Origin of the sequence: Paenibacillus sp. FSL P2-0173 (genome assembly GCF_038008045.1) — a bacterium.
Lineage (GTDB): Bacteria > Bacillota > Bacilli > Paenibacillales > Paenibacillaceae > Paenibacillus > Paenibacillus polymyxa_B.
This window is the reverse complement of the sequence record NZ_JBBOYK010000001.1, coordinates 1,219,396-1,243,810: the sequence shown is the minus strand read 5'-3', so window position 1 is coordinate 1,243,810 and position 24,415 is coordinate 1,219,396. Positions and strand designations below refer to the sequence as shown.

Here is a 24,415-nt window from a genome sequence, read left to right as displayed (position 1 = left end):
TTCATTTTATACCATACTATGAATAACGAGAGAGCAATGGAGGAATGAAAGATGCAGCTTCAACAATTGGCTTCACTGCTGGCCGTCTCCCGTGTGGTGGGTGACGGTACAGTGGATTGCCGAGGAATCGGGGCGGATTCACGTCGAGTGCAACCGGGAGATTTATTTCTGTGTTTGCCAGGTTTTACAGTGGACGGACATGACTATGCTGAGCAGGCAATTGCGTCCGGGGCGGTAGCTTTGGTCGTTGAACGTGAACTGGATGTACCTGTTCCGCAGCTTGTAGTTAAGGATGCACGACATGCCATGGCGGTTTTGGCAGATTATATGTTTGATTCACCGAGCCGACGCATGCGCATGATCGGAATAACCGGAACCAACGGTAAAACAACGATAACTTATCTGATTGAAAAGATCATGAAGGATGCGGGGGTGAACACCGGACTGATTGGTACGATTCAAATGCGTTACGGTGGTCAGTCTTACCCAATGTCTGGCACTACGCCCGAAGCGGTGGAACTGCAACGTTATCTTGGAAATATGGCAGAGCAGGGGGTTCAATGCTGTGTCATGGAAGTATCCTCACATGCGTTGGAGCAGGGCCGCGTCAAAGGAACTGATTTTCGCACCGCTATATTTACAAACCTGACGCAGGACCACCTGGACTACCACAACACAATGGAGGAGTACCGTGCTGCAAAAGGACTTTTATTCTCTAGGTTGGGAAATGCTTTCTCGCGGGATGCATCAGATAGCAAATATGCTGTTCTGAATGCAGACGATCCGGCTTCTTCCTATTTGCAGACTCAAACTGCGGCCCAAGTGATTACATACGGCGTGGAAAAGGAGTCTGATGTGCAGGCATCTCGTATCACTATAGGTTCCAAGGGAACCTCCTTCCATGTGTCTACTTTTAAAGGAGATACCGATATTGAGCTTCGAATGGTTGGCAAGTTCAATGTGTACAACGCACTGGCGGCCATTACCGCTGCTTTGCTGGAAGGAATCTCGCTGGTGGATATCAAGCGCAGTCTAGAGTCTATCGCAGGCGTAGATGGGCGGGTAGAGCCTGTAGATGCGGGTCAGCCCTTTGCTGTTATTGTAGATTATGCCCATACACCGGACGGATTGGAAAATGTCCTTCGCACCGTAAAGGAATTTGCGGTTGGTAAAGTATGGTGTGTATTTGGATGCGGCGGCGACCGAGATCGTACGAAACGCCCATTGATGGGGAAAATTGCTGCGCGTTACAGCGATCACTCATTTATTACTTCCGACAATCCGCGAACAGAGGACCCGAAAGTGATTTTGAAAGACATCGAACAAGGGTTGATCGACGAAGGTGTACCCGCAGAACGATACGAATTGATCGTGGATCGCAGAACTGCAATTCATAAAGCTGTTGAAATGGCAAGCCCTGACGATGTAGTATTGATTGCGGGAAAAGGTCATGAGACTTACCAATTGATCGGAAAAACGGTGCATGAATTCGATGACCGCATCGTAGCCAAAGAAGCGATAAGGGGTTTATCCAAGTGATGAAAAGAACAATCGGTCAGATTGCATCTATGTGTGGAGGAATACTTCACGGAGAAGCGGACACCGAACAGATGGTCGAAGGCGTTTTTACAGATTCTCGCAGGGCGCAGAGCCAAGGGTTGTTTGTTCCACTCGTGGGTGAACGGTTTGATGGGCATAATTATGTGCAGCAGATCGTAAGCGAGGCAGGTGCAGCTGCATTTTTATGGCAAAAGGATCATGGAGCACCTCCGGCTGAGAACGCTATTGAGGTAGAGGATACGTTAGAAGCCCTTCAGCATCTAGCAGCTGCATACTTACGCGAAACCGGCGTTTCTGTCGTTGGGATCACGGGAAGCAACGGCAAGACGACAACGAAAGACATCGTAAACGCTCTGCTGGGCACGACTTTTAAAGTACACAAAACCGAAGGGAATTATAACAATCATATCGGTTTGCCTTTAACGGTACTGTCCATGCCGCAGGATACAGATATTCTCATTCTGGAGATGGGCATGAGTGGACGTGGAGAGATTCGTCTGCTGGCTAATATTGCCCAACCAGATGTAGCTATCATAACGAACATAGGCGAATCGCACTTGCTGCAGCTTGGTTCTCGTACGGAAATCGCTCGTGCAAAGTTGGAGATCACAAGTGGCCTTAAGGCTGGTGGTTTGCTGATCTACAACGGAGATGAACCACTGCTTTCACAAGTGTTGGCGGAGTCTGAAACGGTCAAGCCTGAAGGTTTAAAATTGTTTACGTTCGGGCTAGTTGCAGGCAACGATGACTATCCAACTGAAATCACTTCCGATGGAGAAGGCAGCTTATTTATAACAGCCCAATCTGGAAAAGAGGCTTTCCGGCTTCCCTTGCTTGGACAGCACAATGTTGTAAATGGTTTGGCAGCACTGGCGGTAGCGCGTCATTTCAATGTCGATGCAGACCATATACGTAAAGGGTTGTCGTCTTTAAAGCTGACGGGCATGCGCATTGAGGTCGTGAACTGTCCTAATGGATTTACCGTGCTAAACGACGCTTATAATGCCAGTCCGGCTTCAATGAAGGCTGCAATTCAGACGTTGTCTGCGTATAAAACGGACGGACGTAAAATCGCCGTGCTTGGTGACATGCTGGAGCTGGGACCTGAGGAAAGGCAATTCCATGAGGAAATTGGAATTTTCGCGGCAAAGCATGACGTAGAAGTACTGTTTACCTACGGTGCGTTAGGCACTTCGATTGCGCAGGGTGCGCAAGGGTTGATGCCAACTGCTAACGTGCACGCTTATACAGATAAGCAAGAGCTGATCCAGTATTTGCTGGTTCATCTACACGCCAATGATATTGTGCTGGTTAAGGCATCCAGAGGGATGCGACTAGAAGAAATTGTGGATGCGCTGAAAAACGGTCCGCTACAGAACTGATGTTGACGAGAGGGAGACTCCCATGGATATTCAATTATTACTGCTGACGATCGTCGTATCGTTTATATTGGCGGTCATTGCCGCTCCACTGCTCATTCCGCTGCTGCGGCGAATGAAATTCGGCCAGCAGGTCCGGGATGACGGGCCACAAAGCCATCTTAAAAAAATAGGTACGCCTACAATGGGCGGTATCGTGATTCTGGTGGCTTTTACGCTGACCTTTCTTAAGTTTTCAGCTATCAAAAATACGGACTTTTACGTTCTGCTGGTTGCTACGCTGGGTTTTGGGCTGATCGGCTTTTTGGACGACTATATCAAGATTGTATTCAAACGCTCGTTAGGTCTGACGGCGCGTCAAAAGCTGTTTGGGCAATTATTGTTTGGCGCGATCATGTGCTGGCTTCTGCTTAGTAATGATCATAGTACTGCGATCGGCATCCCTGGAACGTCATGGTCTTTTGATTGGGGCGGCTGGTTTTATTATCCGTTCATCATTATCATGATGCTGGCGATTAGCAATGCTGTCAATTTCACGGATGGGCTGGACGGGCTGCTGTCCGGTACAAGTGCCATTGCCTTTGCTGCTTATGCCATTGTCGCGATTCAGGCGACCTCGCTTCCGGCAGCAGTATGCTCAGCGGCTATGATTGGCGCTGTACTCGGATTTCTCGTGTATAATGCTCATCCTGCCAAGGTGTTTATGGGTGACACAGGCTCGCTGGGAATCGGCGGCGCCATAGGTGCCATTGCCATCGTTACGAAAAGCGAAATTTTGTTCCTCATTATCGGTGGTGTATTCGTAATTGAAATGCTGTCCGTGGTCTTGCAAGTAGCTTCTTTTAAAACACGTGGCAAGCGTATTTTCAAAATGAGCCCGATTCATCATCATTTCGAGCTGTCCGGCTGGTCCGAATGGCGCGTAGTTATTACATTCTGGGCTGTAGGACTGTTGTTGGCAGGACTCGGACTTTATCTCAACAAGGGGTTGTAGACAAATGAACCATCCAGACGCATACAGAGATCAGGAAGTCGTCATTATCGGGCTGGCCAAAAGCGGCGTGCAAGTTGCCAAGGTGCTGCACCAGGCCGGAGCCAAGCTGACAGTAAATGATAAAAAAGATAGGGAACAATGTCCCGAAGCTTCTGAATTAGAGGCTTTGGGAATTTCCGTTTTATGCGGGGGTCACCCAGAGGGGCTAATTCATCCTGGAGTGAAGCTGGTTGTCAAAAATCCAGGGATTCCTTATACGGCTCCTCCCGTACAGAAAGCTGTCGAGCTCGGCATTGAGGTCGTGACCGAGGTTGAGGTCGCCTACCATCTATGTAAAGCTCCGATCATCGGAATTACTGGCTCCAACGGAAAGACGACCACGACCACTTGGGTAGGCAAGCTGTTGGAGGCATCCGGCATGAATCCAATCGTGGCTGGTAATATCGGTACGCCCTTATGTGAGGCGGCTGTGGACGCCAAGTCGGACGAGTGGATGGTTGTGGAGCTGAGCAGCTTTCAGTTAAAAGGAACAAAGGATTTCAAGCCCGCTGTGGCCTGCCTGCTCAATGTAGCTGAGACCCATTTGGACTACCACGGAGGCATGGAGGACTACGTTGCATCCAAGGCGCGTCTATTTGCCAATCAAACGGCGGCGGATACTGCGGTGGTGAACTGGGATGACCCCGTCTGCCGGGAGCTCGTACCCTATATAAAAGCGAAGCTGCTTCCGTTCTCTATGACAGAACGTTTGCAGGAAGGGTTGTTTGCTGACCCGCCATACATACCGGATGTGACGGACGATATTGAACGTAGCATCGTATACCGCGATGGAAATGGTGTGCTGCATCCCATTATAGGCGTAGCTGAGATTGGACTTCCGGGTCGTTTTAACGTAGAAAATGCTCTTGCTGCTTGCGCAATCGCCATTGCTGCAGGCGCAGAACCAGCGAATTTGGCGGAACCATTAAGTACTTTTCGCGGCGTCGAACATCGGCTTGAATATGTTTTAGAACACGCTGGTGTAGCTTATTACAATAATTCCAAAGCAACCAATTCGAAAGCAACAATGATGGCCTTATCTTCCTTTAAGCAACCCATTGTACTCATTGCCGGAGGATTGGATCGCGGTTCTGATTATACAGAGCTCGTACCTTCCTTGCAGGAAGGTGTGAAAGCCGTTGTGCTCTTGGGTGAGACACGGCATAAGTTGGCTGAGCGCGCCCAGCAGGCCGGAATAGAGCATGTCAAGGTCGTCGATAATGGGGAGGATGCCGCCGCTACGCTCGTGGAGGCTGTGAACAAGGCTGCTGAATTTGCTGAGACGGGAGATGTAGTATTACTCTCACCCGCCTGTGCAAGCTGGGATATGTTCCGATCCTATGAAGAGCGTGGACGTATTTTTAAAGAGGCGGCGCATAAATTGTAAGTAGGGGGGTTGGATAAGCCCCTACTTTTTTGCAAGGGGTGGCCTCCTGATGAAGCAATCTCGTCCAGCGCCGGATCTATGGCTTTTCGTTTGTATTTTAAGCTTATTAGCCATCGGCATGGTTATGGTATACAGTGCGGGCGCCGTCCTCGCTTTTCACGAGTACGGGGACTCCTACTATTTTGTAAAGCGGCAATTGCTGTTTGCAGGGCTCGGTCTTGTAGCGATGTACTTTACTGCCAGAACGGACTACCGGATCTGGCAGAAATATGCCAAGGTTGTGTTGTTGATCTGTCTAGCGTTGCTGGTTGCCGTATTAATTCCCGGCATTGGTGTAGTAAGAGGCGGGGCACGAAGCTGGCTCGGTATTAGCTCTTTCGGCATTCAGCCTTCCGAGTTTATGAAGCTGGGTATGATTCTTTTTCTCGCTCGTTGGCTCAGTCGTCCTGACTATGATATTAGCTCTTTTACGCGCGGCCTGTTGCCCCCGCTTGGACTCATGGGACTGGCTTTTGGGCTTATTATGCTCCAGCCCGATTTGGGCACTGGCACGGTAATGATGGGAGCGTCCATGCTCATCGTATTTACGGCAGGCGCGCGTATGAAGCATCTCGGTCTGCTGGCTTTGTCGGGAGCAGCAGGGTTTGCTGCACTGATTGCAGCTGCACCTTATCGGCTCCAGCGCATCACCGCTTTTCTGGACCCTTGGTCCGATCCGCTTGGCGCAGGTTATCAAATTATTCAATCGCTATATGCGATTGGTCCTGGCGGCCTAGCGGGCTTGGGGCTTGGCATGAGTCGACAAAAATATAGCTACGTTCCTGAGCCGCAGACTGATTTTATTTTTTCCATTTTGGCGGAGGAACTTGGCTTTATCGGTGGAATGGCGGTGCTGGGGCTCTTTTTGGTTCTCGTGTGGAGAGGAATGCGTGTTGCTATAACCATTCCGGATACCTATGGTAGTTTGCTTGCGGTGGGTATTGTCGCAATGGTTGCCGTACAGGTCGTCATTAATATTGGGGTCGTTATCGGTTTAATGCCGGTGACAGGAATAACACTGCCCTTAATCAGCTATGGAGGTTCTTCTCTGACCTTAATGCTAACTGCTCTGGGCATTTTACTAAATTTATCACGTTATGCGAGGTGAACGTTTATGCGCGTCGTGTTGAGCGGCGGCGGCACCGGAGGGCATATTTATCCGGCGCTGGCCGTAGCCAGACAGTGCGAAGAGATTGATCCGGACGCTGAATTTTTATACATTGGCGGTCAACGAGGACTCGAAAGCAAGTTGGTTCCTCAGGAAAAAATTCCATTTGAGGCTATTGATATCACAGGATTTCGTCGCAGCTTGTCTGTGGAAAATATAAAAACGATCATGCGCTTTTTCAAAGGGGTTCGCAGATCCAAAGCATTATTAAAGAAATTTAAGCCAGATGTCGTTATTGGCACGGGGGGATATGTATGCGGTCCCGTCGTTTATGCAGCTTCCAAGTTGGGAATTCCCAGCATTATTCATGAGCAAAATGCAATTCCAGGGCTGACTAATACATTTCTGAGTCGCTATGTGGATACAGTGGCTGTTAGCTTTGAAGGCTCAGAAGGAGCTTTCCCCAAAGCTAAAAATGTACTGTACACCGGGAACCCGCGTGCTACAACAGTTCGTTTGGCTAACCGGGATCGGGGATTTGCTACTATTGGGGTTCCGATGAACAGCTCGGTCGTCCTTGTGGTCGGTGGCAGCAGGGGAGCGAAGGCCATTAATGACGCCATGATTGCAATGGCTCCGCAACTTTCGCAACTGAAAGACGTCCATTTTGTATATGTAACCGGTGAATCTTATTATGAGCAAACGCTGGATAGCATACGGAATCAGATCGGCTCATTGCCCAATCATCTACACGTGCTTCCCTATATTCACAATATGCCAGAGGTGCTGGCTTGTACCTCATTAATTGTTAATCGCGCAGGTGCGTCCTTCTTGGCAGAGATCACATCGTTGGGCATTCCGTCCATTCTGATCCCATCACCTAATGTGACGAATAACCATCAGGAGGCTAATGCTCGTACACTTGAAAAGGCAGGCGCATCCGTCATGATTGTAGAAAAGGAACTGAGTGGCCCGGCCCTGTTTCAATCTATAGCGGGAATTATGAAGGATGAGGCATGGCGGAGTCGTATGGCAGAGTCGGCGTCTGCGCTTGGCAAGCCTGACTCAGCAGATATTTTAGTAAAAGAAATGGAACGTCTTGCCCATAAAAGGTAGTCTGCAGCGCAGAATTGGGCGGTTGTCACACACCGGATGGTATTTACATAGGATACCCTATAGATTGTGACCATCACTCAGGCTGCCGGTTGTCAGGTGAGAGCCTTATAACCATGCGGGGCAAGCAACAAGGAGGTTTCAGTACAATGCAGCAATGGATGCCATTATTAGCGGAGCATGATATCGGAAAAGTGCTGGAGCATGAGCCGCTGTCCAAATATACGACATGGAGGATTGGAGGCCCTGCGGATGCACTTGTTATCCCGGATACCAAAGAGCAGCTGGCAAGAGTATTGAAGCTGGCTAGCGAGCACGGAATTCCCTGGATGCAGTTGGGTCGGGGCTCCAACATGCTCATCTCTGACAAAGGGATACGGGGACTTGTGATCAAGCTGGGGCCAGGATTTGATTATGTTCATTTTGAAGATGAACAGATCGTTGCTGGAGGAGGCGTTTCACTGGTCAAACTGTGCGTTATGGCCAGCAAGCAGGGCCTGTCCGGCCTTGAATTTGCTGGTGGTATCCCAGGATCAGTCGGTGGGGCTGTCTACATGAACGCCGGTGCCCATGGGTCTGATGTGTCACAAATATTCCAGTCCGCTGAGATTGTGCTGGATACAGGGGAATTGGTTGTGTACGATGCCGAGAATATGCATTTCAGCTATCGTCACTCCGTGTTGCATGAGCAACGCGGAATGGTGACAGAGGCAGTGTTTCGGATGAAGCGGGGCGACCGCGAGGAAATTTCAGCAGCACTTGCGGCTTTTAAAGACCGCCGCCGGCTGACCCAGCCGTTACAGTTAGCTTGTGCAGGAAGCGTATTCCGTAATCCTCCAGGAGACTATGCTGCTCGTCTTATTGAGAGCGCAGGTCTCAAGGGCTTGAAGGCGGGAGGCGCAGAGGTATCTGTACAGCATGCCAATTTCATTGTAAATACCGGTCAAGCGACAGCAGAGGACGTGCTTACCCTAATGAAGCATATTCAAAGTACAATATCATCTCAAACCGGCATCAAGCTAGTTCCGGAGGTTTTCGTAGTGGGTGAGCGGTAAACTCGGAGGTGATACATTGGACAAATTGGTGATTGAGGGAGGCCGTCCCCTGTCAGGCACCATACGTATCCATGGGGCAAAAAATGCGGCACTACCTATTCTTGCAGCGAGCTTACTAGCACAAGGTAAGGTAGAAATTCGGAATGTGCCCCATCTTTTAGACATTAAGGTCATGCTGCACATCCTTGAAAGACTCGGCTGTACATGCCGACATGAAGAGGAAACGGTATACGTGGATACGTCGTCCGTCCGAACGTTCCAAATTCCAGAAGATTTGATGAAGCAAATGCGCTCATCTATCTTTCTGATGGGACCGCTGCTCGCCAGATATGGAGAAGTTTCCATTTACCAGCCCGGAGGCTGCGCCATAGGCGAGCGCAAAATTGATCTTCACCTAGAGGGCTTAAAAGCTCTTGGCGCAGAGATAGAGGAAAAAGACGAGCAAATTACATTTCGAGCCCACAAGCTAATCGGCTCGGACATCCACATGGATTTCCCGAGTGTAGGTGCAACGGAAAATATTATGATGGCCGCTGCGTTGGCTGAAGGACGAACAACGATCACCAATGCAGCGAGGGAACCGGAAATTCAGGATCTACAAAACTTCTTGAATGCCATGGGAGCCCACATTATCGGTGCTGGAACCGACACGATTACAATTACGGGGGTCAGTCGCCTCAATCCGTGTACGTATGAGGTCATTCCTGACCGCATAGTAGCTGGAACGGTTATGATTGCAGCTGCAGCTACACGAGGAAGTGTGTCGCTGACCCACTGCAATCCATCCCATTTGTCTGCTCTGATTCACGTCCTCAGGCGGGCTGGTGTTCAAATCGGCATCTTGAATGATATAATGACCGTAAGTTGTATGAGTCGTCCCAAAGCAGTGGAGAGGATCGTTACCTCCCCTTACCCGTCTTTTCCGACGGATTTGCAATCTCAGGTCATGGTTCTGCTTTCCTTGGCGGACGGATTCAGTGTCATGAAAGAGACCGTCTTCGAAAGCCGATTCAAACATGTAGATGAACTAAATGTAATGGGTGCTGATATTACGGTTGATGCAAATGCTGCTTTTATAAGAGGAGTTTCTCGTCTGTACGGGGCTACGGTAGAGGCTACCGATCTGCGGGCAGGGGCTGCGCTGGTCATAGCGGGTCTAGCGGCTCAAGGACGTACCATTGTCGAGCAGGTTCATCATATTGACAGAGGGTATGACCGAATCGAACGTCTTTTCCAGGGACTGGGTGCCCGAATGAGCCGTCAGTCTCCGGTGCCGGAGCAGCTGGATTTCGTAAATTAATGCCTGTAATGTCCCTCCGTTAACGGGGGGACAAAAGGCTTTTGTGGAGAGAAGCTATGCCAAATGCTCAAATACCTGTTCTTAAAAAGAACAGAACGAAAAAAAGTACAAGCCGGAAGATTGCTATTCTTCTCATTTTGTTGTTTATCGTACTGCTCGCTGTTCTCTTTTTCCGTTCTTCGTTGAGTCGGGTTTCTGAAATTCGTTTTGATGGTAATGTATTTTCGACCCGAGATCAGCTTCTTAATCGAAGCGGTCTGGCTGTTGGAGATCAGTATTTCGGAGTCAGTTCATCCGACATCTCTGAGAAACTGCGGGAAATTCAATCGATACAGCAAGTCACAGTGGACAAGCAGTTTCCGGGGATTATTGCTATTCACATTAAAGAGTTTGCTACGGTCGCTTACGAGTTGCAGAGTGACGGGAGCCTTCGTGCTATTCTAGCGAACGGGACAAGCGTGGGCGTGGGGAGTAGCGGAATAGCCGTTGAGAAGCCTATTTTGACCAAATGGAAATCTGATGATCCGTACAAAGCGAAGCTGTGTGATGCTTTATCACGCATTCCGGGGGAATGGACAGCCGATATTTCGGAAATTATTCCCGCGCCGATTCCTTCTTTTCCGGACCGCATCAAAATGTACACACGTTCCCAGTTTGAGGTTATTACAACCGTTTCTCTACTGAATTCTAAAATCAGCTATTTGAACCAGGTGCTAGAAACAGAAGATCCAGGTTTGATCACCATGTTGGAGGCGGATTCCTACGTTCCGTTCAAACCGGATACGAGTGAAGAGGGCCAAGAAAAAGATACTACTCAGTGATGTGAAAAAATGCTAGAATTGATTTTATGGGTAATAGACTTGCCTCCTTCTTTTTTCTTCAAATTTTTATGTGACTGCAACCATAAATTGGCTTCTAAAAAATTTGTAGAAAAAAGAGGGAAAGCATGGAGTTTGTTGAATATGTACAGAGTGTGTTTAAAGAACGAAATTCATTTTGGAGTCAGGAGGTGCCACAGACTTGAGCAACAATGACATCATTGTTAGTTTGGACATCGGTACATCCAAAGTTCGGGCTATTATTGGGGAAATGAATAATGGAACCTTTAATATTATTGGAGTTGGATCTGCCGACTCGGAAGGGATTCGCAAAGGTGCAATTGTAGACATTGATCAAACCGTGCAATCAATCCGTAACGCCGTGGATCACGCAGAACGCATGGTTGGTATTCAAATAACAGAAGTGTATGTGGGGATTTCAGGCAATCATATTGGCCTGCAAAATAGTCATGGCGTAGTAGCCGTGTCCAACGAGGACCGTGAAATCGGTGAGGAGGACATTGAGCGTGTACTGAAGGCAGCTGAGGTTATTGCCGTACCACCGGAGAGAGAAATTATTGACGTGGTAGCCAAGCAGTATGTCGTGGATGGCCTTGAAGGCATTCAGGACCCTCGCGGTATGATTGGAGTTCGTCTCGAAGTAGAGGCTACGATTGTTACTGGAGGCAAGACCCCGATACATAATCTGTTGCGCTGCGTTGAGAAAGCCGGCTTGAGGATTAAAGATCTGGTCTTGCTGCCTCTTGGAGCCGGACAATTGTCTCTTTCGAAGGATGAAAAGGTGATGGGTTCGGTGCTGGTGGATATTGGTGCAGGTTCTACGAATGTTGCCATTTTCCAGGAAGGAACGATTGTTGCCACATCTACACTTCCGATTGGTGGAGAATTTGTAACCAATGATATTGCCTACGGACTGAGAACCCTTACCGATCAAGCCGAAAAAGTAAAGCTTAAGTACGGCTGCGCATGGTATGATGATGCGGCAGCCGATGTCGTCTTTAAAGTGACGCGTATCGGCAGTAACGTGGATAAGGAGTTCAACCAGCAGGATTTGGCTGCTATTATTGAGCCGAGAGTGCAGGAAATTTTTCAACTCATTCAGGCGGAAGTTAAGCGCTTGGGTTACACAGAGCTTCCGGGAGGTTATATACTTACCGGAGGCACCGTCTCCATGCCTGGTGTACTTCAGGTGGCACAAAGCGAACTGGCCGCTTCCGTAAGGATCGCCGTACCTGATTTTATCGGTGTAAGGGATCCGGGTTACACGAGCGGAGTTGGAATCTTGCATAATGCTATTCGTTACTATCGCGGAAGATCGACTAGCGTTAGCAACAGTGGCGGAAGTACCAAGAAGCCGACTAACCGAACCAAAAGCAGTAGTCCCGCTGCGGAAGGCGAGCAAAAGCAGGGGTTGATTGAACGCTTAAAAAATATGTTCAGTGAATTTATATAACGTTCATTGCTAATTATGCCAATCATGGACGGGCCATCCATGCACATTGAGGGGGAGATGGAATAGTATGTTGGAATTTGATTTTGAAATGGAGAGCTTGGCTCAAATTAAAGTGATCGGCGTCGGAGGCGGCGGCAGCAATGCGGTTAACCGAATGATCGAAAATGGTGTTCAGGGTGTGGAGTTCATCACAGTCAATACAGATGCCCAGGCACTTCATTTAGCGAAGTCTGAGCATAAGCTTCAAATTGGGGATAAGCTGACCCGCGGTCTGGGTGCCGGCGCTAACCCGGATGTGGGTAAAAAAGCGGCTGAAGAATCGCGTGAGCTCATTATGAATACGCTCAAAGGTGCGGATATGGTATTCGTAACGGCGGGAATGGGTGGCGGTACTGGAACCGGAGCGGCTCCTGTCATTGCTGAAATTGCCAAGGAATGCGGCGCGCTGACTGTAGGCGTGGTAACCCGACCATTCACGTTTGAAGGGCGTAAGCGTTCCAATCAAGCTGAACTTGGTATTGAGGGATTAAAAGAAAAAGTAGACACTTTGATAGTAATCCCGAATGACCGTTTGCTTGAAATTGTGGACAAGAAAACCCCAATGTTGGAAGCATTCCGTGAAGCAGACAATGTTCTGCGTCAGGCGGTACAAGGTATTTCAGATTTGATCGCTGTACCGGGTCTAATCAACCTCGACTTTGCTGACGTTAAGACGATCATGACGGAGCGTGGCTCCGCTTTGATGGGGATTGGTGAAGCAACTGGTGAAAATCGTGCGGCTGAAGCAGCACGCAAGGCTATCATGAGCCCGTTGTTGGAGACATCCATTGAAGGTGCTCGTGGTGTGATTATGAACATCACTGGTGGCAACAACCTGTCTCTGTATGAGGTTAATGAGGCAGCTGAAATTGTAACATCGGCTTCCGATCCGGAAGTAAACATGATTTTCGGTGCTATCATTGACGAAGAGTTGAAAGAAGAGATCAAGGTTACCGTCATTGCCACTGGCTTTGAAGGCAAGCCAAGTCAACCGGCACCGGGACGTAAACCGGCAGCCAACCCGGCTACTTCCGAATCGGCGGAAAAAGGCTCTCCTAACTTGCGTCCATTTGGTAACACTCAAAGCAGTGACCAATTAGACATTCCTACATTCTTACGTAACCGTTCGCGCAATAATAATAACGATAACTAGTTTTAATTCAGACTGCCCGCATTCTCCTTGGAGATGCGGGCTTCTTTCTGTTTTCCGCATCCTGCAGTTCAGGCGCTTCTCCTCTTTCCGACAAAATTAGTCGGTCACCGTCCCCACCGTTAGACAGACTTTGAACAGCATGACTACTATACTTAAGCCTATCCTGCAAACGCTGGGCGGGTGAAGCCTTGGTTGTTTATATCGACTTGATTTTTTTGGCCAATTTGTTCATTGATGCTGTGCTGCTGATGGTCACCGCCTGGATGAGAAAAATTCGTCCGGTGTGGTGGAGGTTGATGGCTTCAGCTGGAATCGGCGCAATGTACGTGGTCATGATGTTTGTGCCGGAACTGTCCTTTTTATTTACGTTCCTGATCAAACTGGCATTATCGGTCATAATGCTGCTGGTGGCTTTTGGATTTGGCAGCATGCAAAAGTATCTTCGTACAATGGGTGCTTTTTACATGATCAATTTTGTAGCTGCAGGTGGCATTTTGGGGATGCATTATTTTCTCCAAAATACGGGGGAATTGTTTAATGGTATCTGGTACACCGCTTCGGGAGGAATGTCTTTTGAACTGAAAATCGCATTCTGGTTTATTTTATGCGCATTTGGCGGAGTGATGCTTTTCTTTCGTATTGTGCAGTCCTCAAAGCAGCGCACAGAAAGGATGAGTGGGTTTCTGGGACAAGTGCAGGTGTGGATTGGGCAGGATCATATTGAGTGTACAGGCTTGTTGGATACAGGTAACCAGCTCTATGATCCTTTGACCCGAACCCCGGTGATGGTCATGGAGGCGGCCTTGTGGGAATCGTATTTGCCCGCCTCCTGGCTTCGAAAATGTTCTGAGGGTAATGCTGACCAACTGGTGATGGAACTGGGGGACGAATCGTTTAGCTGGCAGGATCGTGTTCGTCTCGTCCCCTATCGTGGAATTAACCGCAGTCATTCCTTTATGCTCGCCCTCAAACCAGACCGAGTAGAGGTGGTGATGAATGGGGCTCATTTTGTACATCATCGAGTGTTGATTGGCTTGGATGGGGGAACATTGTCAGCAGAGGGTAAGTATCGTGCCATCATCCACCCGGATGTAACGGCACAAGAAGAGGGCAGTGCTGATACCAACCAGAAACGAGATGCACATTTTAGTGAGCATTTTACGGAATCAGGATGACGAGCATAAACACAAAATGATGTTTGAAGGCGACGAGAAATATCCAATGGTGAAATGGGCGGAGCACAGCTGGAATTGCACTATTTTCAAAAGGGGGAGAATGATATGTGGGAACAGATGAAATTGAAGATGAAAATTAGGCTAGCGTTGCAATTGCAATATTATCGTATTTTATTTTTATTTGGGCTGAAAAGTGAAGAAATTTATTATATTGGCGGCAGCGAGGCGCTCCCCCCACCGCTGACGAGAGACGAAGAAGAATATTTGCTGGGGAAACTTTCTTCTGGAGATGCAGCAGTACGGTCGATGCTAATCGAAAGAAATTTGCGGTTAGTCGTATATATTGCCCGTAAATTTGAGAATACGGGAATCAACATTGAGGATCTCGTATCCATTGGTGCTATTGGACTAATCAAAGCGGTTAACACTTTTGATCCAGAGAAGAAAATCAAACTTGCGACATATGCGTCTCGATGCATTGAGAATGAGATTTTGATGTATTTGCGTCGCAATAGTAAAACGAGAACGGAAGTTTCTTTTGATGAGCCTCTGAATATTGATTGGGACGGTAATGAATTATTGCTTTCCGATGTGATGGGGACGGAAAATGATACCATTTACCGTAATATTGAGGAGCAGGTGGACCGAAAATTATTGCATAAGGCACTGGATAAGTTGACGGATCGAGAGCGTTTGATTATGGAGCTGCGCTTCGGCTTACAAGACGGAGAAGAGAAGACACAGAAGGATGTTGCTGACCTGTTGGGTATCTCGCAATCGTATATTTCGCGTCTGGAAAAGCGAATTATAAAGCGCTTACGAAAAGAATTTAATAAAATGGTATAATGCATGGGTATATCCGGAAGCGATGGAAACGGCGAATAAAAAAATGCCCTCAGGAGATAATGTACATTAATGTTGCTCCTTGGGAGGTAAGACACGATGACCCGAAATAAAGTGGAAATTTGCGGTGTGGATACCGCCAAACTGCCGGTATTAACCAATGCAGAAATGCGCGAGTTGTTCACATCACTTCAGCAAAATAATGAACGATCAGCCAGAGAAAAATTGGTCAACGGCAATCTCCGACTCGTCCTGAGTGTGATTCAACGATTTAACAATCGGGGAGAGTTTGTGGACGATTTGTTCCAGGTAGGATGTATCGGCCTAATGAAGGCGATTGATAATTTTGACCTTTCGCAAAACGTAAAGTTCTCCACTTATGCGGTGCCGATGATTATCGGAGAGATCCGCCGTTATTTGCGGGATAACAATCCGATCCGTGTATCTCGTTCGTTACGGGATATTGCATATAAGGCGCTTCAGGTGCGGGACAGTCTGACGAATCTGAACTCGCGAGAACCAACGATTTTTGAAATTTCAGAGGCACTGAATGTGCCCAAAGAAGACGTTGTGTTCGCGTTGGATGCGATTCAGGATCCGGTTTCGCTGTTCGAGCCGATATATCACGACGGGGGCGACCCAATCTATGTGATGGATCAGATCAGTGATGACAGAAATAAAGACGTCTCATGGATTGAGGAAATCGCTCTGCGGGAAGCGATGCATCGCCTGGGCCAGCGTGAAAAGATGATATTGTCTATGCGTTTTTATGAAGGAAAGACGCAAATGGAGGTTGCCGACGAAATCGGTATCTCTCAAGCCCAGGTTTCAAGATTAGAGAAGTCGGCTATACAGCAAATGCAAAAACATGTAAAGTCCTAATGAAATGAATGCTTGAATGATTCAGCGATAAAAACGATCCTACCGGATCGTTTTTGCGTTTACAGGACATTTTTTGGGCTCTTCCGCTCATATAGTGAAATAAAGGATGTGATGCGTGTGAGTGCACCGGAAACGTCAGTAAGAGCAATGAAAATTTCCGAGTTTCAAACCAAGGATGTCATTAACATTGTAGATGGAAGACGTCTGGGACAAATCAGTGATTTGGAGATTGACGTGCGGCAGGGGAAAATTGAAGCCATTGTGGTTCCAGGCAGCAGTCGTTTTATGGGCTGGTTTGGAGGCGGAAGCGAGTTGGTCATTCCGTGGCGCAACATTGTGAAAATTGGTTCGGATGTTGTGCTTGTACGACTGGAAGGATTGCATGAGCCGCCGGGTGAAGGGGAGGAAAAGTTGTATATCGAACGTCAAGAGCGGAGTGACCGACGGGGCTTCTGAACTTGCAGATCTACGTATTTTAGTGTGTTGTGAAGACACGGCGGCGGCTTTTTGGTACACTGGGCAGTAGAGGTGAGAATGAATGGAACCATTTGTAGTGAACACCGAGGCTACGGGGGCTGCGCTTATGAAAGATGGCGGACGTCCCGTACCGGAGTTGTTATATATTCAATCTTGGGAGCGGCAGGTTCAGGGATTAACAGCGGGTTTTACAGGTCGTCATGGCGGTGTCAGTGAGGTGCCCTACGCTAGTCTGAACTGTGCGTTCCATGTAGGGGATGACCCCGAGCAAGTTATTCGTAACCGTCGGCTCATTGCTGAGCAGCTTGGCTTTGCTGCTGAAGCGTGGACGTGCGGTGAACAGGTTCATGGTCATCATGTTGCCGTGGTCAAGGCTGCTGATCGCGGGCGAGGCTTTATGGATCGTGCATCCGCTTTTCAGGACACAGATGGACTTTTGACGAATGTACCTGGCATTTTGCTGACGTCCTTTTATGCAGACTGTGTACCATTATATTTTTGTGATCCAGTGCGCCGTGTGATTGGGTTGGCGCATGCAGGCTGGAAGGGAACCGTTGCGGAAATCGCATTGAAAGTGGTACAGACCATGCAAAACGAATATGGATCTCAGCCGTCTGATATACTAGCAGCTATTGGTCCTTCCATTGGTTCTGAATCCTATGAGGTGGATGAGCACGTGATGAGCCAAATTCGGGTTTTGGAGTATGATTGCCCGGGTAATGATAAATGGGAAGGTTCTGTTTACTTCCCCTTAACCAACGGAAAAACACTACTTGACTTGAAACAATGCAATCGACACATTATGATGAAAGCAGGAATATTGCCGAGCCATATCGAATGTACTACCTTATGCACGAGTAGCCGTAGCGATTTGTTTTTTTCATATCGCAAAGAAGGCGGCGTCACAGGAAGAATGGCGAGTTGGATTGGTCTGGAAGAGAGGTGAGTCCTCCCGTGTCTTTGGAGGAACGAATTAAAGAAGTGAATGCCCGTGTAGAAGCGGCATGTGCCCGAAGCGGACGTTCGCGTGATGAAGTTAATGTGATCGCTGTCACGAAATATGTTTCGGCGGCGACAATGACATCGGTATTGGATAGCGACTTAGAGCATGTGGGCGAAAATCGCTGGCAGGATGCTGCGGATAAATGGAGCAAGTTGGGTGACCGGGGAACGTGGCATTTTATTGGTCATCTCCAAACGAATAAGGTTAAAGATGTGATTGGAAAATTTAAATTTATACATTCGCTTGACCGCTTATCGCTCGCTCAGGAATTGGACAAGAAGGCAGCCGCTCTGGGACTGCGAGTTAAAGCTTTTGTGCAAGTCAATATTTCTGGGGAAATATCCAAATATGGCTTGTCCTCTGAGGCGGTTGTCCCCTTTTTGGAACAAATTCGCGAGTTGGAGCATGTGGACGTGATTGGCTTGATGACGATGGCTCCTCATGAGGAAGACCCGGAAAAAACTCGGCCTGTGTTTCGGGGATTACGTGAATTACGGGATAGGTTAAATGGACAAGCCTTGACCAGAGAACCCATCGTTCACTTGTCTATGGGGATGTCCAATGATTTTGAAGTGGCGGTTGAAGAGGGAGCGACCTGGCTGCGGCTTGGTTCCGTACTGGTCGGACGAGAGGAGGATTTCCATTGGGCGTAATGAATAAGTTCATGAACTTTCTGGGGCTTCAGGAAGAAGAGGAAGTTATAGAGCGAGAGGTTATGAATACGCCGGAAGATCAAGAAATTGAAACCCCAAGCTTTGATAAACGTAAGAACCAGAAGAGCACTAATGTTGTCAGCATCCATTCACAGAAAAATGTGAAAGTTGTCCTGTATGAGCCGCGTTCTTATGATGAAGCACAGGAAATTGCCGACCATATCCGTTCCCATCGCACTGTCGTAGTTAATTTGCAACGAATTCGCAAGGATCAGGCGCTGCGCATTATTGATTTTTTGAGTGGTACTGTGTATGCACTGGGTGGTGGTATTTCCAAGGTCGGGAACAATATTTTTCTGTGTACACCAGATACGGTTGAGATTCAAGGCTCTATTACGGAAATACTGGCTGACACTGAACAAGAACTTAACAGAATGAGGTGAACTTTTCTTGATCGAGGTAATTTACTGGCTATTTCAGATTTATTCGTACATGATCATTGCATATGTTCTGCTGTCATGGCTTCCTAATGCCAGAGAGAGTGTAATTGGTGATTTACTTGCCAAGTTTGTGGAGCCGTATTTGTCTCCTTTTCGCAGGTTTATACCGCCAATCTTCGGGATGATTGATATTTCACCCATCGTTGCGCTGATTGCTCTGCGTTTTGCGTCATACGGTTTGATTTCTTTGATTGGTAATTTCGTCTAGGAGGAGTTATGCGAACTGAGATTTATGAGCATTTTCACCCGGATGAACGGGATTATGTGGATCGCGCTTCCGAATGGATCAGTCATGCGGGAGCTTATCATGAGCAGAAGCTGACTGATTTTTTGGACCCGCGCCAACAGTACATATTGGAGACACTTGCTTCGAAGGAAGACAAGGTCACGATTAGGGTAGATGGCGGATATATGGCTTCAGAACGAAAGCGGGCGCTTATTGCGCCCGATTATTCGTATTTGGACGGTGAGGAGATGGGGATTCAGGTCCTTTCCATCACATCTGACGATCATAAAATAGGTACCCTTGAGCACGGTGATTATCTAGGTGCCCTACTGGGACTTGGAATCAAACGTGGGAAAATCGGGGACATTCATGTACTTGATGATGGGTGCCATGTATTGGTAGCTTCAGAGATTGTCGATTTTATGACGATGCATTTGCAGCAGGTACATCGTGTCCATGTATGGACAGAACTGTTGCCTGTAGCGAGTCTGCGAACGAAGGAAGTTGCATTAGAGGCGCTAGATCTGACTGTCGCTTCTTTGCGACTGGACGGTATTGCCAGCGATGTGTACAAGCTAAGCCGCAGTAAAATATTAACACCGATTCGGGCGGGACGGTGCCGGGTAAATTGGAAGGTGGAGGAGAATCCATCCACTCCACTTAAAGCTGGGGACGTTATTTCCATGCAGGGTTTTGGGCGTTTCAAAGTGCTTGAAACAGACGGGATGACAAAAAAGGGAAGATTCCGTGTCAAAATTGGTAAGTTTGTATAGCTGTAGGCAGGAATCACGAGCTTTCTGTCGAAAGAATTAAGCTATAGCGAAGAACTGGAACGATTTTGCTCTGTACAGTATTCACAAAACGGGGTATGATGACCGATAGATGATAGTGAGCGTCGTGACGCGGAAAATGTATTTTTTGTCAATCTTATAGGAGGTGGACGGCATGCCATTAACGCCATTGGATATACATAACAAGGAATTTGCCCGCCGGCTTCGCGGTTATGATGAGGATCAGGTTAATGAATTTTTGGATCAGGTGATCAAAGATTACGAGGGCGTTATTCGTGAAAATAAAGAACTGAGCACCGAGTTGTTGAACGTACAGGAGAAGCTCGATCATTTCGCGACGATTGAGGATACGCTGAGTAAGACGATTATCGTGGCGCAGGAAGCGGCTGATGAAGTTCGTAACAACGCCAAGAAAGAATCCCAACTGATTGTGAAGGAAGCGGAAAAAAATGCGGACCGTATTGTGAACGAAGCATTGTCTAAATCCCGCAAGATCGCGTTGGAGGTTGAAGAACTGAAGAAGCAGGCATCAATTTACCGAGCACGGTTTCGTACACTGGTGGAAGCACAGCTTGACTTGTTAAGCCAAGACGGCTGGGAAGCCCTTGAAAACCGGGAACGCGAAGTACTGGAGCGCGAGCGTGAGATGAAAGAAATTTACTAATTTCATTTCTGACAAGCTTTTATTAGGCTTTGTTAGGGTTGACTTTTATCTTTAAACAGGCTATAACTGTAAATACTATACTGAATTCAATGATTATCCGTCCGTCGGCTGATGGTTGTTATTCAAGGCAACGATGTTGCTGATTTAATATTCGATGAATTTAACATGTTTAATTCGTTGATGGGAACGAGTACGTCATGATTTGTCCCTCAGAGAGTTGGCCTTCCGGTGCAAGCCAACGTTCAGAACATGACCGAAGATCCTCCCGGAGAAGTGAGCTGAAGCGCTTAAGATTTTTTATGGCGTGTGTAAGCAATCACCGTTTGCCATGCGTTATAATGGCGCCCTGCTGTAGTTGAGTGGGGCTCAGAGAGCCGTGATGAGACTGTATTTTTAGAATGGTCTGTTTTTACGGAATCAGGGTGGTAACGCGAGCACAGTCTCGTCCCTTTACAGGGATGGGGCTTTTTTTTGTTGCTTTTTTTAGGAAATGCTAGGGAAATCAATGATGAGCAGAGAGGGAGTATGACAGTATGAACAGAGTGGATGTTAAAGAAAAAGCACGGTCCCGTGACCTGCGCATCCTGAGCAAATGGAAACAAGAGGACACATTCCGTAAATCCATCACAAATCGTGAAGGAAAGCCAAATTTTGTATTTTATGAGGGCCCACCAACAGCTAACGGTAAACCGCATATCGGTCACGTGCTGGGACGTGTAATTAAGGATTTTGTTGGCCGCTATCAGACAATGAAGGGATACCGCGTCGTACGTAAGGCAGGCTGGGACACGCATGGCTTGCCGGTAGAATTGGGTGTACAAAAGCAACTGGGAATCTCCCACAAACCTGAAATTGAAGAATATGGCGTTGAAAAGTTTATTAAAAAATGTAAGGCAAGCGTGTTTGAGTACGAGGAACAATGGCGTGATCTAACCGAAGCGATCGGATACTGGACTGACCTCGATAACCCGTACATTACATTGGATAATAACTATATCGAGAGCGTATGGAACATTTTGGCGACAATTCATGAAAAAGATCTGCTGTATCGTGGTCATCGTGTGAGTCCGTATTGCCCGGATTGTCAGACGACGCTAAGTTCTCATGAAGTAGCGCAGGGCTACAAAGATGTGAAGGATCTGAGTGCCACGGCGAAATTCAAGTTGCATAGCAGTGGTGAATATGTACTGGCTTGGACGACAACACCTTGGACCTTGCCGAGTCACGTGGCGCTCGCCGTCAACCCTGAACTGGAATATGCACGTGTGAAGCAGGAAGACGGTGTATACATCGTTGCTAAAAATCTGGTTGAGGACGTAATTAAAGGCGATCATGAAGTGATTGGCACACTATCCGGTTCAGAACTGGTTGGCCAAACGTATACCCCGCCATTTACGTATTTTCAGGTTGAGAAGGGTAATCAGATTCTGGGTGCGAAGTTCGTAACAGACTCCAGTGGTACAGGTATCGTTCATATGGCTCCAGCGCATGGTGAGGATGATTACCGGGTATGTCGTGAAAATGGTGTTGAATTCATCAACGTAGTGGATCTCCAAGGTAACTATGTAGAGGAAATCACTGATTTTGCAGGCCGTTTTGTGAAAGACTGTGATGTAGATATTGTTAAAATGCTGTCCGAAAAAGGCTTGCTGTACAGCAAGGAAAAATACGAGCATAGCTATCCGTTCTGCTGGCGCTGCGATACTCCATTATTGTACTATGCTATGGACAGCTGGTTTATCAAAACAACTGCGATCAAGGATCAACTGATTGCCAACAACAGCGAAGTCGAATGGTACCCGGGGCATATACGTGAAGGACGTTTTGGCAAGTTTTTGGAGGAACTGGTGGATTGGAACATCAGTCGCGATCGCTATTGGGGTACACCGCTAAACATCTGGGTTTGTGAAGAAACTGGAGAACAGTTCGCTCCACATAGTATTGCTGAATTGAGGGAACGTGCGATTGGCGATGTACCAGCGGACATCGAGCTGCACAAACCATATGTAGATGATATTAAGGTTCGTAGCCAATGCGGTAAATACGAAATGACTCGTACACCGGAAGTAATCGACGTATGGTTCGATAGTGGCTCCATGCCGTTTGCACAGCATCATTATCCTTTTGAAAATAATGAAACGTTCAAGCAGCAATTTCCGGCAGATATGATCTGTGAAGGGATTGACCAGACTCGTGGCTGGTTCTATAGCTTGCTTGCGGTTTCGACTATGCTGACTGGCAAAGCTCCTTATAAAGCTGTCATGGCGACAGGCCATGTACTGGATGAGCAGGGGCAGAAAATGTCTAAATCCAAGGGTAATGTTATTGATCCGTGGGAAGTGATTGACGAGTACGGTACAGATGCTTTCCGCTGGGCATTGCTGTCTGATAGTGCACCATGGAATAGCAAACGTTTTTCCAAAGGCATTGTAGGTGAGGCTAAATCGAAGCTGGTGGATACGCTTGTAAATACACACGCTTTTCTGACCTTGTATGCGGATATCGACGGATTTGATCCGGCACAGCATCCGTTCAAACCATCGGCTCATAAGTTGGATCGTTGGATTTTGTCCCGTCTGAACAGCCTCATTTTGGTAGTGGACAAAGCGCTGGCTGTAAATGACTTCCTGAACTCATCTAAAGCAATTGAATCGTTTGTTGATGAGCTGAGCAACTGGTATATCCGTCGTTCACGCGACCGATTCTGGGGCAATGGTCTTACAGAAGATAAGCTGGATGCATACCGTACACTGACTGAGGTGCTGTTAACGACTGCCAAACTGCTTGCGCCGTTTACACCACTGCTTGCAGAGGATATTTGCCTCAACCTAAGCAACGGGGAAAGTGTTCATCTGGATGATTATCCGACTGCCAATGAGTCCTTGATCGATTTGGAACTGGAACGAGATATGGAAACGGCACGCCGTGTCGTTGAATTGGCGCGTAACGTCCGCAACGAAACGGGTTTGAAAACGCGTCAACCGTTGTCCGAGTTGATTCTGTCCATGGATCAGGACTTTGAACTGAGTGGCTATGAGGAAATCATCAAAGATGAGATTAACGTGAAGCATATTCATGTTGAGACGGACGATAGCGGCTTTGTAGATTTTACACTGAAACTGAATTTGAAAGTAGCAGGCAAGAAATACGGCAAAAATGTCGGTTTCCTACAAAACTTTTTCAAAGGAATGTCTGCTGAGGATACTCGTTCTGTTGTAGAAAAAGGAGTGTTAAACGTCGCTTCTCCAGAAGGTGAAGAGCTGCAAGTTACGGCCGAAGAACTGCTGGTGGAGAAAAAAGCGAAAGAAGGCTTCGCTTCTGCTTCCGGTTATGGCTTAACGGTAGCGTTGAACACAGACATTACGCCAGAGCTGGAGCAAGAGGGTTGGGTACGTGAAGTGGTTCGTGCGGTACAGGATTATCGTAAAAAACTGGATCTGCCGATTGAAAAGTATGTGGCGTTGACGTTGGATGTAGATAACGAGCTGCGTCAGGCCATCGAAAGCTTCGATTCTGTGTTGCGTGAGAACGTATTGGTTACTACTGTGACATTTGGTCAAGCCGAACCGGTAGAACATGTGGATGTGAACGGTAAAACCATCGGCGTTCATATTGGAGAATAATTACAAGCCCCCTGTCCCATAATACAATAACAGGCAGCATATAAAAACGAGCCTAAGCATCGGAAACGGTTTTTCTCCGTTACGTGCTTCGGCTCGTTTGCTGCGTTCAGGGCAGCCATG

General features: G+C 47.6%; 22 protein-coding genes and 1 other annotated feature. All 22 genes read left to right on the top strand.

Features of this window, described 5'->3' with window-relative positions; translation table 11 throughout:
- Positions 1-51: 51 nt before the first annotated feature.
- The 22 genes from MKX30_RS05470 (at position 52) to ileS (ending at position 24,295) form a co-directional block, all read left to right on the top strand.
- Positions 52-1,539, top strand: a complete 1,488-nt coding sequence (locus tag MKX30_RS05470; RefSeq protein WP_341062565.1) for a UDP-N-acetylmuramoyl-L-alanyl-D-glutamate--2,6-diaminopimelate ligase — start codon at positions 52-54, stop codon at positions 1,537-1,539.
- Entirely contained in the window at positions 1,539-2,942 is a 1,404-nt protein-coding gene (locus MKX30_RS05465; RefSeq protein ID WP_339202352.1) for a UDP-N-acetylmuramoyl-tripeptide--D-alanyl-D-alanine ligase, read from the top strand. The genes MKX30_RS05470 and MKX30_RS05465 overlap by 1 nt, the downstream gene beginning before the upstream one ends.
- Positions 2,943-2,964: 22 nt before the next feature.
- Complete coding sequence (mraY, locus tag MKX30_RS05460; protein ID WP_013311092.1) at positions 2,965-3,933, top strand: phospho-N-acetylmuramoyl-pentapeptide-transferase; 969 nt, start codon at positions 2,965-2,967, stop codon at positions 3,931-3,933.
- 4 nt (positions 3,934-3,937) lie between these two features.
- Entirely contained in the window at positions 3,938-5,359 is a 1,422-nt protein-coding gene (gene murD, locus MKX30_RS05455) for a UDP-N-acetylmuramoyl-L-alanine--D-glutamate ligase (protein WP_028540480.1), read from the top strand.
- A gap of 49 nt (positions 5,360-5,408) precedes the next feature.
- On the top strand, positions 5,409-6,506 hold the full coding sequence (spoVE, locus tag MKX30_RS05450; protein ID WP_068942342.1) for a stage V sporulation protein E: 1,098 nt from the start codon (positions 5,409-5,411) through the stop codon (positions 6,504-6,506).
- Positions 6,507-6,512: 6 nt separating this feature from the next.
- Positions 6,513-7,622: an undecaprenyldiphospho-muramoylpentapeptide beta-N-acetylglucosaminyltransferase gene (murG, locus tag MKX30_RS05445; RefSeq protein ID WP_069080394.1), complete on the top strand. Its 1,110-nt coding sequence runs from the start codon at positions 6,513-6,515 to the stop codon at positions 7,620-7,622.
- 146 nt (positions 7,623-7,768) lie between these two features.
- On the top strand, positions 7,769-8,674 hold the full coding sequence (murB, locus tag MKX30_RS05440; RefSeq protein WP_069080395.1) for a UDP-N-acetylmuramate dehydrogenase: 906 nt from the start codon (positions 7,769-7,771) through the stop codon (positions 8,672-8,674).
- Positions 8,664-9,974, top strand: coding sequence for a UDP-N-acetylglucosamine 1-carboxyvinyltransferase (gene murA, locus MKX30_RS05435; protein ID WP_179085382.1), 1,311 nt, complete (start codon positions 8,664-8,666; stop codon positions 9,972-9,974). The genes murB and murA overlap by 11 nt, the downstream gene beginning before the upstream one ends.
- A 56-nt stretch (positions 9,975-10,030) precedes the next feature.
- The gene (locus MKX30_RS05430) at positions 10,031-10,795 is read left to right on the top strand and encodes a cell division protein FtsQ/DivIB (protein ID WP_023989444.1); all 765 of its coding nucleotides are present in this window, start codon (positions 10,031-10,033) and stop codon (positions 10,793-10,795) included.
- Between the two features lie 199 nt (positions 10,796-10,994).
- A complete protein-coding gene (gene ftsA, locus MKX30_RS05425) occupies positions 10,995-12,266 on the top strand; it encodes a cell division protein FtsA (protein WP_013311085.1) in 1,272 nt (423 codons plus the stop codon).
- A gap of 67 nt (positions 12,267-12,333) precedes the next feature.
- Positions 12,334-13,458, top strand: coding sequence for a cell division protein FtsZ (ftsZ, locus tag MKX30_RS05420; protein ID WP_013311084.1), 1,125 nt, complete (start codon positions 12,334-12,336; stop codon positions 13,456-13,458).
- Between the two features lie 188 nt (positions 13,459-13,646).
- Positions 13,647-14,633 (top strand): sigma-E processing peptidase SpoIIGA, encoded by a 987-nt coding sequence (gene spoIIGA / locus MKX30_RS05415; RefSeq protein ID WP_023989442.1) that lies wholly within the window; start codon positions 13,647-13,649, stop codon positions 14,631-14,633.
- A 105-nt stretch (positions 14,634-14,738) separates the two neighbouring features.
- Entirely contained in the window at positions 14,739-15,479 is a 741-nt protein-coding gene (gene sigE, locus MKX30_RS05410) for an RNA polymerase sporulation sigma factor SigE (protein WP_175405300.1), read from the top strand.
- Positions 15,480-15,575: 96 nt separating this feature from the next.
- Positions 15,576-16,358 (top strand): RNA polymerase sporulation sigma factor SigG, encoded by a 783-nt coding sequence (gene sigG / locus MKX30_RS05405; RefSeq protein ID WP_007431182.1) that lies wholly within the window; start codon positions 15,576-15,578, stop codon positions 16,356-16,358.
- 111 nt (positions 16,359-16,469) lie between these two features.
- Positions 16,470-16,814 (top strand): YlmC/YmxH family sporulation protein, encoded by a 345-nt coding sequence (locus MKX30_RS05400; protein ID WP_023989440.1) that lies wholly within the window; start codon positions 16,470-16,472, stop codon positions 16,812-16,814.
- Positions 16,815-16,896: 82 nt separating this feature from the next.
- Positions 16,897-17,781 (top strand): peptidoglycan editing factor PgeF, encoded by an 885-nt coding sequence (gene pgeF / locus MKX30_RS05395; protein WP_341062562.1) that lies wholly within the window; start codon positions 16,897-16,899, stop codon positions 17,779-17,781.
- An 8-nt stretch (positions 17,782-17,789) separates the two neighbouring features.
- The gene (locus MKX30_RS05390) at positions 17,790-18,491 is read left to right on the top strand and encodes a YggS family pyridoxal phosphate-dependent enzyme (RefSeq protein ID WP_025718637.1); all 702 of its coding nucleotides are present in this window, start codon (positions 17,790-17,792) and stop codon (positions 18,489-18,491) included.
- Positions 18,482-18,934, top strand: coding sequence for a cell division protein SepF (locus tag MKX30_RS05385; RefSeq protein ID WP_023989437.1), 453 nt, complete (start codon positions 18,482-18,484; stop codon positions 18,932-18,934). Before MKX30_RS05390 ends, MKX30_RS05385 begins: the two co-directional genes overlap by 10 nt.
- Positions 18,935-18,941: 7 nt before the next feature.
- Positions 18,942-19,199, top strand: a complete 258-nt coding sequence (locus MKX30_RS05380; protein ID WP_023989436.1) for a YggT family protein — start codon at positions 18,942-18,944, stop codon at positions 19,197-19,199.
- 8 nt (positions 19,200-19,207) lie between these two features.
- Positions 19,208-19,990: a YlmH family RNA-binding protein gene (locus MKX30_RS05375; RefSeq protein WP_028540488.1), complete on the top strand. Its 783-nt coding sequence runs from the start codon at positions 19,208-19,210 to the stop codon at positions 19,988-19,990.
- Positions 19,991-20,162: 172 nt separating this feature from the next.
- Positions 20,163-20,672: a DivIVA domain-containing protein gene (locus MKX30_RS05370; protein WP_023989434.1), complete on the top strand. Its 510-nt coding sequence runs from the start codon at positions 20,163-20,165 to the stop codon at positions 20,670-20,672.
- 168 nt (positions 20,673-20,840) lie between these two features.
- Positions 20,841-21,125 (top strand) — a binding site (T-box leader).
- Between the two features lie 80 nt (positions 21,126-21,205).
- Positions 21,206-24,295: an isoleucine--tRNA ligase gene (gene ileS / locus MKX30_RS05365; RefSeq protein ID WP_341062561.1), complete on the top strand. Its 3,090-nt coding sequence runs from the start codon at positions 21,206-21,208 to the stop codon at positions 24,293-24,295.
- The last annotated feature ends 120 nt before the right edge of the window (positions 24,296-24,415 follow it).